This window comes from Pseudomonas sp. SJZ080 (assembly GCF_007828295.1).
Classification (GTDB): Bacteria; Pseudomonadota; Gammaproteobacteria; order Pseudomonadales; family Pseudomonadaceae; genus Aquipseudomonas; species Aquipseudomonas migulae_A.
The window spans coordinates 39,817-55,725 of the sequence record NZ_VIUK01000030.1; the positions used below are offsets into that span (position 1 = coordinate 39,817).

Sequence of the window (15,909 nt, forward strand, 5' to 3'; positions counted from 1 at the left end):
CGCGTGAAAGAAAAATGACGCAGGCATGACGCTTCGCCGCTACTTAATAAAACGTAGCAGGCGGTCAGGAATTTATCACAGGATTTTTTCGATAAAGGCTGCAGGAATACGGCCCGGGTTGACGCGGATCAATCTTGAACGCTGTCCCGGGATCGATGAGCGATGAGCTGATCCCGGAACGTCAGAGCGATTATTGGCTGGTGACCGGCATGGCGGGAATCGGCTCGCTCGGCGGAGGCAAATTCGACTGTGCCGGCGGGGTGGCGTTTTCCGTCGACGGGGCCGATTCGGCGTTTTCGGCCGGGGCAACCGGTGCGGGTTCAGGTGGCGGCGCAACCGGTTCCGAGGCAGGTGCCGGTGCAGGCTCAGCGGCAGGCGCAGGTGCAGGTGCAGGTGCAGGTGCAGGCTCCGGCACCAATGCAGCCGGGGCGGCCTTGGTTTCAGGCACGCCCAGGTCGGTTTTCGGCTTCTCGACGATGTGCGCGGCTTTTTTCGCTTCCGGCGGCAGGAACAATTCCACCAGGGTAAAGAAGCGCTCGTAGAACTTGGCAGACGATACGGTTTCGCTGGCCACCTTGACCATCGAATCATCGGACGAACCGATCGGCATCGATACCGAACCCAGCACGCCCACGCCAAGGCTGGCGGAATTGTTGGTTTTCTTCAGCGCGTAACGATCCTGCAGTGCGTTGGCGAACATGGTGGCGTGGTGCCCTTCGCTGCCATCATCGGCACAGACCACACTGAAACTGATCTCCATGTGGGTATCGCCAGTCTGCTGGAAGCTTTTGTGGCCACTGATCAGTTTCGGATCGCTGCTGGTGATGATGTAGCCCTGACTGAGCAGCGCCCGACGGGCGGCTTCGCAGGTTTGCGCATCGGTTACCGGATAGTTGCGCGAAAACGTTCCGGAGTCATCGAAGTTCTCATGCTCATAGATGGGGGCTTTTTTCGACGAGCAACCGGCCGCGGCCGCCAGCACCAGAGCCAGCCCGACAACCCGCACGGGAAATGATTTAAACATTGAACATCCTGAAGAAAACGGTCCGGGCCGTATTGTGCAACAGATCGATGCTTAGCGTCGCACCGATTAGTGTCTTGAAACAGTTACAAGTGTAATGACTGCCATTTACAGGAAAAAGTCCCCTTCGGGGAAAGATCAAAAGATTCTGCCCACAAAAAACCCCGGCTTTTCGGCCGGGGTCTTTATGTTGCGCGGGAAACTCAATCAGGCATCAGAAACGCTTGATGTCCGCTTCTGCTTCCAGCTGCTTGCGGTACGCCGCAAAGTCTTGCTGGCCAATGCGCGAGGCGAGGAAGCGACGGTATTGAGCCTTCTCTTCTTCAGTCGGTGCAGCGGCCTCGTTGACGCCGTTCAGACGCACGATCACCAGGCTGCCATCAGCCAGAGTCACGCTGCTGAAGGTCGGCTTGTCTTTGGCGGCAGGTTTCGGCATGCGGAACAGCGCTTGCAGCACGGTAGGGTCAATCCCTTCCTGAGCCCGTGTCGCCGCTGCGGTGACTTTCCAGCCCTGGCCATCAATTGCCTTGTCCAGTGGCGTCTTGCCTTCGCGCAGGCTGGCGATCAGCTCGTCAGCCTTGGTCTTGGCGGCAGCACTGGCGTGCTCCTTGGCCAATTGACCACGAATGGCGGCAGACACGCTTTCCAGCGGCAATTGCGTAGGCTTCAGGTGCTCCTTGGCGCGCAGCACGATCACGGTTTCCGGATCGAGCTCGATGGCGGTGCTGTTGGCACCCTCATCCAGCACTTCAGGACTGAACGCGGCGGCGAGCACGGCACGGTTGGCTGCAACGCCTTCGCCACCTTCACGGCCAAACGGCTTGGAGGTGTGAATGGTCAGTTTCAGGTCCTGCGCCGGCTGGGCCAGATCGGAGGATTCGAACGACGAGTCTTCCAGTTGCTTGGTCGCCTCGACGAAACGCTGCTCGACCTGCTGGGTTTTCAGATCGCGGGTCAGCTTGTCTTTCAGGCTGGCGAGGGTCGGAACTTCTGGCGCCTCGACACCCAACAGCTTGATCAGATGGAAACCGAAATCAGTGCGAACCGGTGCCGAAACCTGATCCTTGGCCAACGCATACAGCGCTGTTTCGAAGGCTGGATCGTAGACACCAGGGCCTGCGTAACCGAGGTCACCGCCGTTGTTCGCCGAACCCGGGTCCTGGGAGAATTCCTTGGCCAGGGCCTCGAACTTCTCGCCTTTGGCCAGACGGGCCTGAACTTCCTCAATCTTGGTCTTGGCTTGCGCCTCGGTCACCTTATCGTTCACTTCGATCAGAATGTGCGCCGCCCGGCGTTGCTCGGACAGGTTCGCGATTTCTTTCTGATACGCCGCTTGCAGGTCTTCGTCCTTGACGGCGACCTGGTCAAAGAAGGAGGACTTCTTGAGCTCGAGGTAATCAATGATCACCTGATCCGGCGTCATGAACTCCTTGGCGTGTTCGTCGTAGTAGGCCTTGACCTCATCGTCGGTCAGCTTCACTGCCGCCGGGTCAGCCTTGACGTTCAGAGTAGCGAAATCGCGGGTCTGTTTTTCCAGACGGGCGAAGGCCAGAACCTGTGCGTCAGTGACGAAACCGCTACCTGCCAGACCCGCGCGCAGCTGGCCGATCAGCATTTCCTGAGCCAGCATCTGGCGGAATTGCATGCGGCTGTAGCCGAGCTGACGAATGACCTGATCGAAACGCTCGGAGCTGAACTTGCCGTCCACCTGGAATTCAGGGGTTTGCAGGATCACCTGGTCCAAAGCCGCTTCGGAAAAAGCGAATTTCGAGTTTTCTGCGCCTTGCAGCAGCAGTTTGCGGTCGATCAAGCCTTTGAGGGCCGATTCGCGCAGCATTTTTTCGTCGAGCAAGGAAGCATCGAAATCCTTGCCCAGCTGTTGCATGAGCTGACGGCGTTGCATATCGACCGCCTGGCTCAGCTCGTTCTGGCTGATCTCTTCGCCGTTGACCTTGGCCGCATCATTACGACTGGTGGTGGCCTGAAAAATGGCGTCGAAACCGGTCAAAGCCATCAGTGCAACGATGACCCCGATAATGGTCTTGGCAATCCAGCCTTGTGAATTGTCCCTGATATTCTGCAGCATGCGTCCCCCAGAAACGGTTGAACTTCAAAATTAGGCAACCGTGGAGCGTGGGTAGAATCCGGATAGAAGAAAGGCGCATCCGAGGATGCGCCTTCTCGTAACTGGCGGAGCGGACCAAGGGTTCGAACTTGCGACCCTCGGCGTCTCGGACCGGCGACTTGCCGACTGGACTACCGCTCCGCTGCCAGGTCAGGCATGACCCCGACCCGGATAGGCAAAAACCTGAATCGAACTTAGTTGACAGCTTCTTTCAGTGCTTTACCGGCTTTGAAACCTGGTTTTTTGGCTGCTGCGATTTCCAGAGTCTTACCGGTCTGTGGGTTACGACCGATGCGAGCTGGACGATCAGTCACGGAGAAAGTACCGAAACCAACCAGAACAACGGAGTCGCCAGCCTTGAGAGCGCCAGTGACGGATTCGATTACAGCGTCCAGCGCACGGCCAGCAGCAGCTTTCGGGATATCAGCGGATGCAGCGATAGCATCAATCAGTTCCGACTTGTTCACTCTAAGTCCCCTTATATCTATTTGAGTATGATTCTAAGTTTTTTGGTGAAAGCAAAAACGAGTGCTGAATGGCCTACAGACACTTAAGAGCCGCTTTATAACAAGGGCTCTAAAAAGCTGTCAACAAGCCACCCAGGCAAATGCGTACTAATGCGTGCTAATTCTTTCCTTAGAGTCAGACTCGCGTTTTTCATCCTTTGCAACTATCTCCGGAGCTACATCGGGTAAGGGCTCCGGCGCGTATTGCAGCGCAATTTGCAGGACCTCGTCAATCCATTTAACCGGTTTAATCTGCAGATCCTGCTTGATATTGTCCGGAATTTCCTTCAGATCGCGTACGTTCTCTTCAGGAATGATCACAGTCTTGATTCCGCCGCGGTGAGCCGCGAGCAGTTTTTCTTTCAGACCGCCAATCGCCAGAACCTGACCACGCAAGGTAATTTCGCCGGTCATGGCGACATCCGCGCGCACCGGGATCCCGGTCAACGCCGATACCAGGGCCGTGCACATGCCTACACCGGCGCTAGGGCCATCCTTAGGGGTCGCCCCTTCCGGCATATGGATGTGCGTGTCGCGCTTCTCGTGGAAGTCCAGGGGAATCCCCAGGCTCTTCGCGCGGCTGCGAACAACCGTGAGGGCTGCGGTAATGGACTCGACCATCACGTCGCCCAACGAACCGGTCTTGATCAGTTGACCTTTACCCGGCACGACAGCGGCTTCGATCGTCAGCAATTCGCCGCCGACCTGAGTCCATGCCAGACCGGTCACCTGGCCAATCTGATCCTGCGATTCAGCCAGGCCGTAGCGGAATTTACGCACGCCCAGGAAGTGTTCCAGCATGTCGGCAGTGACCTTCACCGAGAAGCGTTTTTCCAGCGCATGTTCTTTGACCGCCTTGCGGCAAACCTTGGCAATCTGACGCTCCAGCCCACGTACACCGGCTTCGCGGGTGTAGTAGCGAATGATGTCGCGGATCGCTTCAGCGTCGAATTCCAGCTCGCCTTTCTTCAAACCGTTAGCCGTAATCTGCTTCGGCGAAAGGTATTTGACGGCGATGTTGATTTTCTCGTCTTCCGTGTAGCCCGGCAGACGAATCACTTCCATCCGGTCGAGCAGCGCCGGCGGAATGTTCATGGAGTTCGAGGTGCACAGGAACATCACATCGGACAGGTCGTAGTCGACTTCCAGATAGTGATCGTTGAAATTGTGGTTCTGCTCCGGATCGAGCACTTCCAGCAACGCTGACGCCGGATCGCCACGCATGTCGCTGCCCATTTTGTCGATTTCATCGAGCAGGAACAGCGGGTTGCGGACGCCCACTTTTGTCATCTTTTGAATCAATCTTCCTGGCATCGAACCGATATAAGTCCGGCGATGACCACGAATTTCCGCTTCATCACGCACGCCACCGAGGGCCATGCGCACGAACTTGCGGTTGGTGGCGTGAGCAATCGACTCCGCCAGCGAGGTTTTACCCACACCCGGAGGGCCAACCAGGCACAACACCGGACCACGGATTTTCTTCACGCGCTTCTGCACGGCGAGGTATTCGAGGATCCGCTCTTTGACTTCTTCCAGACCGTAGTGGTCCGCGTCGAGGATGTCTTCTGCACGTGCCAGATCCAGGCGCACTTTGCTCTGGGCCTTCCACGGCACCTGAACCAGCCAGTCGATGTACGAACGCACCACGGTCGCTTCCGCGGACATTGGCGACATTTGCTTCAGCTTGTTCAGTTCGCCCTGGGCCTTGGCCAAGGCATCTTTCGGCAGGCCGGCGGCATCGATGCGCTTTTTCAGCTCTTCGATTTCGTTGTGGCCTTCGTCGCTGTCGCCGAGCTCTTTCTGAATGGCCTTCATCTGCTCATTCAGGTAGTACTCGCGCTGGCTGCGCTCCATTTGTTTCTTGACTCGGCCGCGAATGCGTTTTTCGACTTGCAGCAGATCGATTTCGGCATCCAGCAACGCCAGGACGTGCTCGACCCGGGCCGACAAATCGATGATTTCGAGGATTTCCTGCTTCTGCTCGATCTTCAGGGCCATGTGCGCGGCCATGGTGTCGACCAGGCGGCCTGGCTCGTCGATGCTGTTGAGCGACGACAGGACTTCTGCAGGGACTTTCTTGCCCAGCTGCACATATTGTTCGAACTGAGCCAGCAGGCTACGGACAAACACTTCCGACTCGCGCTCAGGCGCGTCGACTTCATCGATCAACGAGACTTCGGCACGACAGTGGCCGTCCACTTCAATGAAGCGCTCCACGGCGCCGCGCTGCTCACCTTCGACCAGAACCTTGACCGTGCCATCCGGCAGCTTGAGCAGTTGAAGAACGGTAGCGATCGTACCTACGCGATAGAGTGCATCTTCACCGGGATCGTCGTCAGCAGGGTTTCTCTGAGCCAGCAGAAGGATCTGCTTGTCGCCCGTCATCGCAGCCTCGAGGGCTTCGATGGATTTCTCGCGCCCCACGAACAGCGGGATAACCATGTGCGGATAAACCACAACATCACGCAATGGCAGGAGAGGCAATTCGATGGTTGTCTTCATGATTTCGCCTCTACGGCGGCCATAAGGCCGTAAACAGATGGAAGTAAGCTTGAAACCAAGATGGGGGCTTGTTTAGAAAAAAACAAGCGGATAAAGGCAGTAAAAGATCGCCGCCTGAAGAAGCTTGAGAAAATGGTCAGCTGTCAGGCCGCCAGCGCCGAGGTGCAGCGACCCGGCAGGCCAGCACCCACAAAAGCAAAGGGGCCCGAAGGCCCCTTCTTTATTCCAGCTGCGTGACGCTTAAGCGTCTGGCGCGGCCTTGGCAGCCGGCTCACTGTTTTCGTAGATATACAGTGGCTTGGACTTGCCTTCTATAACGCTTTCATCGATCACTACTTTACTCACCTCGGACTGCGAGGGGATTTCGTACATAGTGTCGAGCAACACACCTTCGAGAATCGAGCGCAGTCCACGGGCACCGGTTTTGCGTTCCAGGGCACGTTTGGCGACCGATTTCAGCGCGTCGGCCCGGAATTCCAGGTCCACGCCTTCCATCTCGAACAACTTGGCGTACTGCTTGGTCAGAGCATTTTTCGGCTCGGTGAGGATCTGCATCAATGCAGCTTCATCAAGCTCGTCCAGCGTGGCAAGGACCGGCAGACGACCGACGAATTCCGGGATCAGACCGAACTTGACCAGATCGTCAGGCTCGACTTCACGCAGGGATTCACCGACTTTCTTGCCTTCTTCCTTGCTGCGAACTTCCGCGCCGAAACCGATGCCACCCTTGGTGGAACGGTTTTGAATAACCTTTTCCAGACCGGAGAACGCACCACCGCAGATGAACAGGATGTTGCGGGTGTCGACCTGAAGGAATTCCTGCTGCGGATGCTTGCGACCACCTTGAGGCGGAACGGAAGCGACCGTGCCTTCGATCAACTTGAGCAGGGCCTGCTGCACGCCTTCACCGGAAACGTCCCGGGTGATCGACGGGTTGTCAGACTTGCGCGAGATCTTGTCGATCTCATCGATATAGACAATGCCCATCTGGGCTTTTTCCACGTCGTAATCGCACTTCTGCAGCAGCTTCTGAATGATGTTCTCGACATCTTCACCCACGTAACCCGCCTCGGTGAGGGTGGTTGCGTCGGCAATGGTGAACGGAACGTTCAGCAAGCGGGCCAGTGTTTCGGCAAGCAGGGTTTTACCCGAGCCTGTCGGGCCGATCAGCAAGATGTTGCTTTTGCCGAGTTCGACGTCGTCATTCTTTTTGTCACGCTGGTTCAGACGCTTGTAGTGGTTGTACACCGCTACGGCCAGAACCTTTTTCGCACGCTCCTGACCAATCACGTACTGATCAAGGATGCCGCTGATTTCTTTAGGCGAAGGCAATTTATGCGCGCTGCTTTCGGCCTGGGCTTCCTGCACCTCCTCTCGGATGATGTCATTGCACAGGTCGACGCACTCGTCGCAGATAAAGACCGAGGGGCCGGCAATCAATTTGCGTACTTCATGCTGGCTTTTGCCACAGAAGGAGCAATAGAGCAGCTTGCCGTTGTCCTCGCCGTTGCGGGTGTCAGTCATTCGTTCGATCCAAATCCGATAGGCTTGCAACACAAGATGAAGGCTATTGCGGGCTTTTTCAAGCCCGCTGGTGATCGGACCAGCCGACCCGCCTTATTTGAGCTGCTTATTTTTAAGCAGGGCGCTGGGTGATCACTTCATCGATCAACCCGTACTCACGCGCGGCTTCTGCACTCATGAAGTTATCGCGGTTGGTATCGCGCTCGATTTCTTCAAGAGTGCGGCCGCTATGCTTGGCCATCAGCGTGTTGAGACGCTCACGGATGAAGAGGATTTCCTTGGCATGGATTTCGATATCCGACGCCTGCCCCTGGAAACCGCCCAGTGGCTGGTGAATCATCACGCGCGAGTTCGGCAGGCAGTAACGCTTGCCAGGGGCACCGGCGGTCAGCAGGAATGCGCCCATGCTGCAGGCCTGACCGATACAGGTGGTCGACACGTTTGGCTTGATGAACTGCATGGTGTCGTAGATCGACATGCCCGCCGTCACCGAACCGCCCGGGGAGTTGATATAGAGATGGATGTCCTTGTCCGGGTTTTCCGCTTCAAGGAACAGCAGTTGCGCACAAATCAGGTTGGCCATGTAGTCCTCTACCGGACCAACCAGAAAGATCACTCGCTCCTTGAGAAGACGCGAGTAAATGTCGTAGGCGCGCTCGCCACGAGCAGACTGCTCGACAACCATCGGGACCAGGCCGCCTGCGGCCTGGATATCAGAGTTCTGCTGAATATACGAATTACGGAACATGCTCTGCAGTCACTCCCAAATAGTTATGTCTTGAATACGCATAAGCCAGCACGAAGGCTGGCTTATGGTGTGTACTTCTTATCGCAAAAACGATCAGTCGGCTTGTGGAGCTTCTACCGGCTTGACTGCTTCTTCGTAAGAGACCGACTTGTCGGTCACGCTAGCTTTCTGCAGAACAGTATCCACAACTTGTTCTTCCAGCACAACCGAACGGACTTCGTTCAGTTGCTGGTCGTTCTTGTAGTACCAGGACACAACCTGCTCAGGCTCTTGGTAGGCCGAAGCCATTTCCTGAATCATTTCGCGAACGCGGGCTTCGTCAGGCTTGAGGTCGAATTGCTTGACCACTTCAGCCACGATCAGACCCAGTACAACGCGGCGCTTGGCTTGTTCTTCGAACAGCTCGGCCGGCAGTTGGTCAGGCTTGATGTTGCCGCCGAACTGCTGAACAGCCTGCACGCGCAGACGGTCAACTTCGTTGGACAGCAGAGCCTTTGGCACTTCGATCGGGTTGGTGGCCAGCAGACCGTCCATTACCTGATTCTTGACCTTGGATTTGATCGCCTGACGCAGTTCACGCTCCATGTTCTTGCGAACTTCGGCGCGGAAGCCTTCCAGGCCGGTTTCCTTGATGCCGAATTGAGCGAAGAATTCTTCGTTCAGCTCTGGCAGTTTTGGCTCGGAAACAGTGTTCACGGTCACAGTGAACTCAGCGGTTTTGCCCGCCAGGTCGAGGTTCTGATAGTCCGCCGGGAAAGTCAGGTTCAGAACGCGTTCTTCGCCGGCTTTAGCGCCAACCAGACCGTCTTCGAAGCCAGGGATCATGCGACCGGAACCCAGAACCAGCTGAGTACCTTTGGCGGAACCGCCAGCGAACACTTCACCGTCGACCTTGCCGACGAAATCGATGTTCAGTTGGTCGTCGTTCTGGGCAGCGCGATCGGCCACTTCGAAACGGGTGTTCTGCTTGCGCAGGACGTCCAGCATTTTGTCCAGGTCAGCGTCAGCAACGTCAGCGCTCAGGCGCTCTACGGTGATGCCTTCGAAACCGGCAACGGTGAACTCAGGGAACACTTCGAAAATCGCGACGTATTCCAGGTCTTTGCCAGCTTCCAGGGATTTCGGCTCGATCGAAGGAGCGCCAGCCGGGTTCAGCTTCTGCTCGACAACAGCTTCGTAAAACGAGGACTGGATGACGTCGCCGACAGCTTCCTGACGTGCATCAGCACCAAAACGGCGCTTGATTTCGCTCATCGGCACTTTGCCTGGACGGAAACCAGCGATCTTGGCCTTTTGGGCGGTCTGCTGCAGACGCTTGTTGACCTGAGTCTCGATGCGCTCAGCCGGCACGGTGATGCTCATGCGGCGCTCAAGAGCAGAAGTATTTTCAACAGAAACTTGCATGGATATTCCTCGTTGCACAGACGTTGGCCGGCCGTTTCCGACCCCAGAATCAAGGGCATGCATTCTAGTAGGTCAAACTCAAGAAGTCACCCTACTGAAAACGGGTAAAAACGCAGCAGGCAATTTAGAGGGACGAATGCACGAATGCGTCTCGCCCCGGTGGCAAATACAACCCATCACGCCAAGGCTCTGCGCCAACCCTTCTATATATAGAAGCGGTTGCCGATCATCACCCTGACAGCCAACCTTGCACGCAAGGCCGGCGGGCAGCGCAGCATCATCGAGAAACATAAATACGACGAAACGCCCTGCCCTCGCGACCCTGAACCGCAGCCGCCGATATTCAAAACACTGAAACAAAAAAGGCGCCAGACTGTTAAATCTGGCGCCTTTCGAAATATGGGGTGGACGATGGGGATCGAACCCACGACAACGGGAGTCACAATCCCGTGCTCTACCAACTGAGCTACGCCCACCATATTGCGTAACAAAGAAGCCAAACAACTTCTCTGTCGAGCCCCAACCAGACCAACCGGCATGAGTGAAGCTTTATTTGGTGCGGATGAAGAGACTCGAACTCTTACGCCTCGCGGCGCTGGAACCTAAATCCAGTGTGTCTACCAATTCCACCACATCCGCGTGTAGCCGTTAAAGCAAAGGCGCCAGACTGTTAATCTGGCGCCTTTCGAAATATGGGGTGGACGATGGGGATCGAACCCACGACAACGGGAGTCACAATCCCGTGCTCTACCAACTGAGCTACGCCCACCATATCGCGCTACTTGTGCCAATGCTGCCTAATGGCGCACCCGGCAGGACTCGAACCTGCGACCATCCGCTTAGAAGGCGGATGCTCTATCCAGCTGAGCTACGGGCGCCTTATTAATCTGTACTCTTGGAGGACTACAAACTAAGTGCTTTTCAGCTTTGCAGAACCGTAATTCCGCGCAGCCTTCTTAACCAGTGCTAGGCTGTGCCCGACAAGTGCGACGAATAGTATAGAGCCCCCGGGGGGGCGTCAAATCCTTTTTATAAAAAATTCATTTAATTAAAGGGGTTAGGGGAATTTACAGACCAAGCGCCTTTGCCCTCACCTCATGACATGCGAGAATGCGTTCTCTTTTTTTCCCCTCTCGATGGTTAATCACGCGCAATGACTGCACAACTAATCGACGGCAAATCGATCGCCGCCAGCCTGCGCCAGCAGATCGCCAAACGAGTGACCGAGCGTCGCGAGCAAGGCCTGCGCACGCCGGGCCTCGCGGTGATCCTGGTCGGCAGCGATCCTGCCTCTCAGGTTTATGTCTCGCACAAGCGTAAAGACTGTGAAGAGGTCGGCTTCATTTCCCAAGCCTACGACCTGCCTTCCGAAACCACTCAGGAAGCACTGACCGATCTGATCGATCGCCTGAACGACGACCCGGCAATCGACGGCGTCCTGCTTCAGCTGCCTTTGCCTGAACACCTGGACGCATCCAGATTGCTGGAACGCATCCGTCCGGACAAAGACGTCGACGGTTTCCATCCTTATAACGTGGGCCGTCTCGCCCAGCGTATTCCGCTGCTGCGCCCGTGCACACCCAAAGGGATCATGACGCTGCTGGAAAGCACCGGCGCCGATCTCTACGGGATGGACGCAGTGGTTGTCGGCGCCTCCAACATTGTTGGGCGCCCGATGGCGATGGAACTGCTGCTGGCCGGTTGCACCGTGACCGTCGCCCACCGTTTCACCAAGGATCTGGCAGGCCACGTCGGTCGCGCCGACCTGGTGGTGGTGGCCGCCGGCAAGCCGGGCCTGGTCAAGGGTGAGTGGATCAAGGAAGGCGCCATCGTGATCGACGTCGGCATCAACCGTCAGGAAGACGGCAAACTGGTCGGCGACGTGATCTACGAAACCGCCCTGCCCCGCGCCGGCTGGATCACGCCGGTGCCGGGCGGCGTGGGCCCGATGACCCGCGCCTGCCTGCTGGAAAACACGCTGTACGCAGCGGAAACGCTGCACAGCTGAGTTCACGCTTGAGCGTCAGCGACGAACAAAACAACCCCGCCAATGGCGGGGTTCTTTTTGCCCGCTGAACGGCCACTACCATTCGCCGGAAACCTGCTGTTTTGTAGGGCCTTTCAAGGACTTTCATCTGTTGATTGAACAACCATCGACAGTTCTTCAGCCATACTCCTAAAATGCGTCGGTTTTCAAGAAACAACCCGTTACAGAACGGCTAATCCACACCTTATGAGTCTGCCAGCGTGAAAATCCGTCTTTCCATCCTGAGCCTATTTTTTGCATTTACAGGGACGTTCATCACGCCAACGATCAATGCCGCTGATACCACCGCGGCACCTCGAGACACGAAACAACTCAAGCTGGCTTCCGGCAGCTCTTTGCTGCTGGATATGCAGACCAACAAGGTCATTTATGCCAGCAACCCCGATGTGGTTGTCCCTATCGCGTCCGTCAGCAAATTGATGACCGGCCTTGTCGTGGTCGAAGCCAGGCAGAACATGGACGAGTACATCAATATCAACATCAGCGATACGCCAGAAATGAAAGGCGTATTTTCCAGGGTGAAACTCAAGAGCGAATTGCCGCGCAGGGAAATGCTGCTGATCGCCCTGATGTCCTCGGAAAACCGCGCAGCCGCGAGCCTGGCCCATCACTATCCGGGCGGCTATGTTGCATTCATTGCCGCGATGAACGCCAAGGCCAAGGCGCTGGGCATGACCAGCACCCACTTCGTGGAGCCGACCGGCCTCTCCCCTCGTAACGTCTCTACCGCCCGCGACCTGAGCAAATTGCTGATCGCCGCGCACAAGTACCCGTTGTTGACCGAGTTGAGCACCACCAAGGAAAAAACCGTGTCGTTCCGCAAACCCAATTACAGCCTGGGTTTTCGCAACACCGATCATTTGGTCGGCAAGCCTAACTGGGACATCAAGCTGACGAAAACCGGTTTCACCAATGAAGCAGGTCACTGCCTGGTGCTGGTGACCAGCATGGGCAATCGCCCGATGGCGCTGGTGATTCTCGACGCCTTCGGCAAGTACACGCACTTTGCTGATGCCAGTCGCATTCGCAATTGGGTCGAGACCGGCAAGAGCGCCGACGTTCCGTCCGTGGCCTTGCAATACAAATCGGATAAGAACCTCAAGCACCGCCAGAGCGGTGTGGTTGAAGCCTCCAAATAACGGCGCAGAAAGCAAAAGCCCCGATCATTTCGGGGCTTTTTTTCGTCCAGCGTTAATCATTGGGCAGCGGCATCTGGTCGTCATCCGGAATGCCATCGCCGGCACTCGGATCCCTCCTGTCCTGCGGATGTTCGGTCGGCACCACCACGGGCCTGGCCAACGGGTCGCGCATCGGGCTGTCGGGATCCATCACCGGATCAATGTCATCTTCGGGGGTGGTTGGGACGCTGTCCGGACGTTTGTCGTCAAAACTCGAATCAGTAGACATACACACCTCACACTGAACGTCAGGGTTTCAGATTTGCCAGCGGGTCGTAAGGCTTCGCGGGGGCCTTGGTATCCTCGCCCGGTTTTATGTCCATGGGCGCCTTGGCAGGTCCGATGGGGTCGACCTGAGGATCGGCGAGGTCCGGCGAATCGGGATCAAAACCCAACTCGTCGCCTGATGAATGCTCAGACGAGTGCGGGCCGGTGGGTGCAGTGGGATTGGTCATGAACGCCTCCTTGGAACTGACCCGGGAAAAATCCGGGTCCTTATCCTTCAGAGGCCAACCGCGCGCAGCAGTGCAATGCAGATGACGAACGGAAACCTACTGAGCGCCCAGCGCCTTCTTCGCACGGGCTGCCGCTTGCTCCTGACCGGCCTGAGCCAGGTCACTCGCTGCTTTCAACCAGCGTTGCTGATCGACATTGGCCGGAATCTGGTTCGGCTTCTGGATCAGCACCGCCCAACCACCGGCGTCCTTGAAAGCCGACTCGAACGAACCGAAGCCCATCAATTCCCGACGATTCATCCCGGCGCGCAGTAGCACGGTCTGTTTCTGACGGTTGTACCCGGCGAGAATCGCGTAACGCGGTTCTGCCCAGAATGCCGAGCCTTCGGTGAAGCGCACCATCACCGGATAACCCGCCGCAACCTGGGTCAGCAGCGCAGGCAGATTGCTGTCGAGGGGATAAACGACCATGCCGTACTCGCGGGCGAGGTTCTGCATGTTCTGCTGCAATTGCGCTTCGGCACCGGGAACGTGCAGAGGTTTTTCGAGTAACCCCGGCGTGATCACCACGCCCTGCTGCGACAGCATGCTCGCCAGGACCTGCGGCCCGCTTTGATAGTCTTGCCCGCGGTAGAACGTGCCGCTGAGCTCTACCCGTTCCGGCAGCCGCTTGACCTCCGGCGCAACGCTTCCCGCACAGCCAGCCAGACCCGCAACACAACCGGCAATCAGTGCTGCCATTCGAATTCGCGACATTCCCCGCACCCTCATCACTCTTTTGTTCAGACGCCGTCATCGTGCTCCCGGCTTGGCCATCGATCATAGGACGCCACGCGGCAGCGGTATAGCCTTAACCGGCAGTCGAATGCATTCGATAGAGCGAACTGGTTGGTGACAGACGACCTTTGGTCAATAGCCTGAAACACGGCAGCGACTAGACTGTCACTTGCACAGAGTGTGTGCCCGCAGCAGGGCAAAGAGGAGGCACCGATGAGCCTGACAATGACCATAGTGATGTTGATTTCCGGCTGGCTGGCCGTTGCCGCTGCCATGTTGTGGGGCGTGTTGCGGATTACGCGCCGACACCATCACCCTGCTCCGCCCGTTCGGATAACCAAGGCCGATAAATCGGTTTCACGCCACGCGACGGCTCATTGACCGACGCATACAAAAAATCCCGAACAAAAAAGGCCGCCTGGGCTCTTTCGAGCGCAGGCGGCCTTTTGTTTAACGCAGGTTACGCTTCAGCGGCGATGCGCTTCTGCTTTGCCCGCCGGGACATCATGTTCAAGCCCTCGATCGTGGCCGAGAACGCCATGGCCGCGTAGACGTAGCCTTTAGGTACGTGGGCGCCAAAGCCTTCAGCGATCAGCGTCATGCCGATCATGATCAGGAAGCCCAGCGCCAGCATCACCACCGTCGGGTTGTCGTTGATGAATTTGGCCAACGGGTCAGCGGCCAGCAACATCACCAGTACCGACACCACCACCGCGATGATCATGATCGGCAAATGCTCGGTCATGCCGACAGCGGTAATGATGCCGTCGATGGAGAACACCATGTCCAGCATCAGGATCTGACCGATGGCGGCGGCAAAGCCCAGGGTCACGGTCGAAGTCGCCGACTTCGGATCGTCCGGTGCCGGGTCCATGCTGTGATGAATCTCGGTGGTCGCCTTCCACAACAGGAACAGGCCGCCGGCGATCAGGATCATGTCCTTCCAGGAGAACGCGTGGCCGAGGATCTCGATCACAGGCTCAGTCAGCTGGACGATGAACGCGATGGTGCTCAGCAGTGCCAGTCGCAGGATCAGCGCCATGCCGATACCAATGCGCCGCGCTTTCTGCCGATGCTGTTCGGGCAGTTTATTGGTCAGGATCGAGATGAAGATCAGGTTGTCGATGCCGAGCACGATTTCCATCACCACCAGCGTAGCCAGGGCGACCCAGGCGGTGGGGCTTGCAGCAAGTTCTAAAAGGTATTCCATGGGTCAGTCCTGACTCGTTTAAGACGGTTTAGATTTCCTGGGACGAAGATTCGGATTTCTCTTTATCTTCGGCCGATGGTTCTTTCTTGCTGATCAACCCGCCGGTGGCATCGCTGATCGCTTGCTCGGCCGCTTTGTGGGTATCGTCGATCGCTTGTTTGGCGGTTTCGGCGGCCTTGCCCATCAGTTGCTGAGCGCTTTTTTCGGCCTGGTCGCAACCGGCCAATACCAGTAAAGACGCGATCAGCAGTGCCGTGGTTGTAAGCTTCATGATGCTTTCCTCGATAGAACAGAACGGGCCGAAACGATGGCCCGTTGATAGCGAGGCATTCTAGGGAGGCTAACACTTCAGGAAAATTCGTATTTTTGGCGGTTATACTTCGGTTTTAACGAATCCAGCCTCAAACGT

Annotated in this window: 15 protein-coding genes and 4 tRNA genes; 3 read left to right on the forward strand and 16 right to left on the reverse strand. The window is 56.8% G+C overall.

From position 1 onward, the window contains the following. Positions 1-190: 190 nt before the first annotated feature. From FBY04_RS28130 to FBY04_RS28180, 11 genes are all read right to left on the reverse strand, one after another. Positions 191-1,024, reverse strand: a complete 834-nt coding sequence (locus tag FBY04_RS28130) for a DUF2242 domain-containing protein (protein WP_145318643.1) — start codon at positions 1,022-1,024, stop codon at positions 191-193. Positions 1,025-1,235: 211 nt separating this feature from the next. Next, a complete protein-coding gene (locus FBY04_RS28135; protein ID WP_145318646.1) occupies positions 1,236-3,107 on the reverse strand; it encodes a SurA N-terminal domain-containing protein in 1,872 nt (623 codons plus the stop codon). Between the two features lie 233 nt (positions 3,108-3,340). Beyond that, positions 3,341-3,613 carry an HU family DNA-binding protein gene (locus FBY04_RS28140; RefSeq protein ID WP_002552737.1) on the reverse strand — a complete coding sequence of 91 codons (273 nt, stop codon included), beginning with the start codon at positions 3,611-3,613 and terminating at the stop codon, positions 3,341-3,343. A gap of 147 nt (positions 3,614-3,760) precedes the next feature. Further along, positions 3,761-6,157 (reverse strand): endopeptidase La, encoded by a 2,397-nt coding sequence (lon, locus tag FBY04_RS28145; protein ID WP_084319771.1) that lies wholly within the window; start codon positions 6,155-6,157, stop codon positions 3,761-3,763. A 240-nt stretch (positions 6,158-6,397) separates the two neighbouring features. Continuing rightward, complete coding sequence (clpX, locus tag FBY04_RS28150) at positions 6,398-7,681, reverse strand: ATP-dependent Clp protease ATP-binding subunit ClpX (RefSeq protein ID WP_145318649.1); 1,284 nt, start codon at positions 7,679-7,681, stop codon at positions 6,398-6,400. 112 nt (positions 7,682-7,793) lie between these two features. Beyond that, on the reverse strand, positions 7,794-8,429 hold the full coding sequence (gene clpP / locus FBY04_RS28155) for an ATP-dependent Clp endopeptidase proteolytic subunit ClpP (RefSeq protein ID WP_008034105.1): 636 nt from the start codon (positions 8,427-8,429) through the stop codon (positions 7,794-7,796). A 93-nt stretch (positions 8,430-8,522) separates the two neighbouring features. After that, positions 8,523-9,833 (reverse strand): trigger factor, encoded by a 1,311-nt coding sequence (tig, locus tag FBY04_RS28160; RefSeq protein WP_084319767.1) that lies wholly within the window; start codon positions 9,831-9,833, stop codon positions 8,523-8,525. A 400-nt stretch (positions 9,834-10,233) separates the two neighbouring features. After that, a tRNA-His gene (locus FBY04_RS28165) sits at positions 10,234-10,309 on the reverse strand. A 78-nt stretch (positions 10,310-10,387) separates the two neighbouring features. Then, a tRNA-Leu gene (locus FBY04_RS28170) sits at positions 10,388-10,472 on the reverse strand. 54 nt (positions 10,473-10,526) lie between these two features. Further along, positions 10,527-10,602, reverse strand: a tRNA-His gene (locus FBY04_RS28175). A gap of 32 nt (positions 10,603-10,634) precedes the next feature. Then, a tRNA-Arg gene (locus tag FBY04_RS28180) sits at positions 10,635-10,711 on the reverse strand. Positions 10,712-10,986: 275 nt separating this feature from the next. Between FBY04_RS28180 and folD the strand changes: the two genes are divergently transcribed. Together folD and pbpG are read left to right on the forward strand one after the other, a co-directional pair. Further along, positions 10,987-11,841 carry a bifunctional methylenetetrahydrofolate dehydrogenase/methenyltetrahydrofolate cyclohydrolase FolD gene (folD, locus tag FBY04_RS28185; protein WP_084319766.1) on the forward strand — a complete coding sequence of 285 codons (855 nt, stop codon included), beginning with the start codon at positions 10,987-10,989 and terminating at the stop codon, positions 11,839-11,841. A 239-nt stretch (positions 11,842-12,080) separates the two neighbouring features. After that, positions 12,081-13,019 (forward strand): D-alanyl-D-alanine endopeptidase, encoded by a 939-nt coding sequence (gene pbpG, locus FBY04_RS28190; RefSeq protein ID WP_084319765.1) that lies wholly within the window; start codon positions 12,081-12,083, stop codon positions 13,017-13,019. Positions 13,020-13,071: 52 nt separating this feature from the next. Here the strand turns inward: pbpG and FBY04_RS28195 are convergent, their stop codons facing one another. From FBY04_RS28195 to FBY04_RS28205, 3 genes are all read right to left on the reverse strand, one after another. After that, complete coding sequence (locus FBY04_RS28195; RefSeq protein ID WP_084319764.1) at positions 13,072-13,287, reverse strand: hypothetical protein; 216 nt, start codon at positions 13,285-13,287, stop codon at positions 13,072-13,074. 19 nt (positions 13,288-13,306) lie between these two features. Next, complete coding sequence (locus FBY04_RS28200) at positions 13,307-13,513, reverse strand: DUF6021 family protein (protein ID WP_084319763.1); 207 nt, start codon at positions 13,511-13,513, stop codon at positions 13,307-13,309. 96 nt (positions 13,514-13,609) lie between these two features. Continuing rightward, positions 13,610-14,269, reverse strand: a complete 660-nt coding sequence (locus FBY04_RS28205) for a peptidase C39 family protein (RefSeq protein WP_256667200.1) — start codon at positions 14,267-14,269, stop codon at positions 13,610-13,612. A gap of 234 nt (positions 14,270-14,503) precedes the next feature. Between FBY04_RS28205 and FBY04_RS32490 the strand changes: the two genes are divergently transcribed. Beyond that, the gene (locus FBY04_RS32490) at positions 14,504-14,671 is read left to right on the forward strand and encodes a hypothetical protein (protein ID WP_167362933.1); all 168 of its coding nucleotides are present in this window, start codon (positions 14,504-14,506) and stop codon (positions 14,669-14,671) included. 79 nt (positions 14,672-14,750) lie between these two features. Here FBY04_RS32490 and FBY04_RS28210 read toward each other — a convergent pair whose 3' ends face one another. Together FBY04_RS28210 and FBY04_RS28215 are read right to left on the reverse strand one after the other, a co-directional pair. Continuing rightward, complete coding sequence (locus tag FBY04_RS28210) at positions 14,751-15,500, reverse strand: TerC family protein (protein ID WP_145318653.1); 750 nt, start codon at positions 15,498-15,500, stop codon at positions 14,751-14,753. 28 nt (positions 15,501-15,528) lie between these two features. Then, complete coding sequence (locus FBY04_RS28215) at positions 15,529-15,771, reverse strand: hypothetical protein (RefSeq protein WP_084319761.1); 243 nt, start codon at positions 15,769-15,771, stop codon at positions 15,529-15,531. Positions 15,772-15,909: the final 138 nt, after the last annotated feature.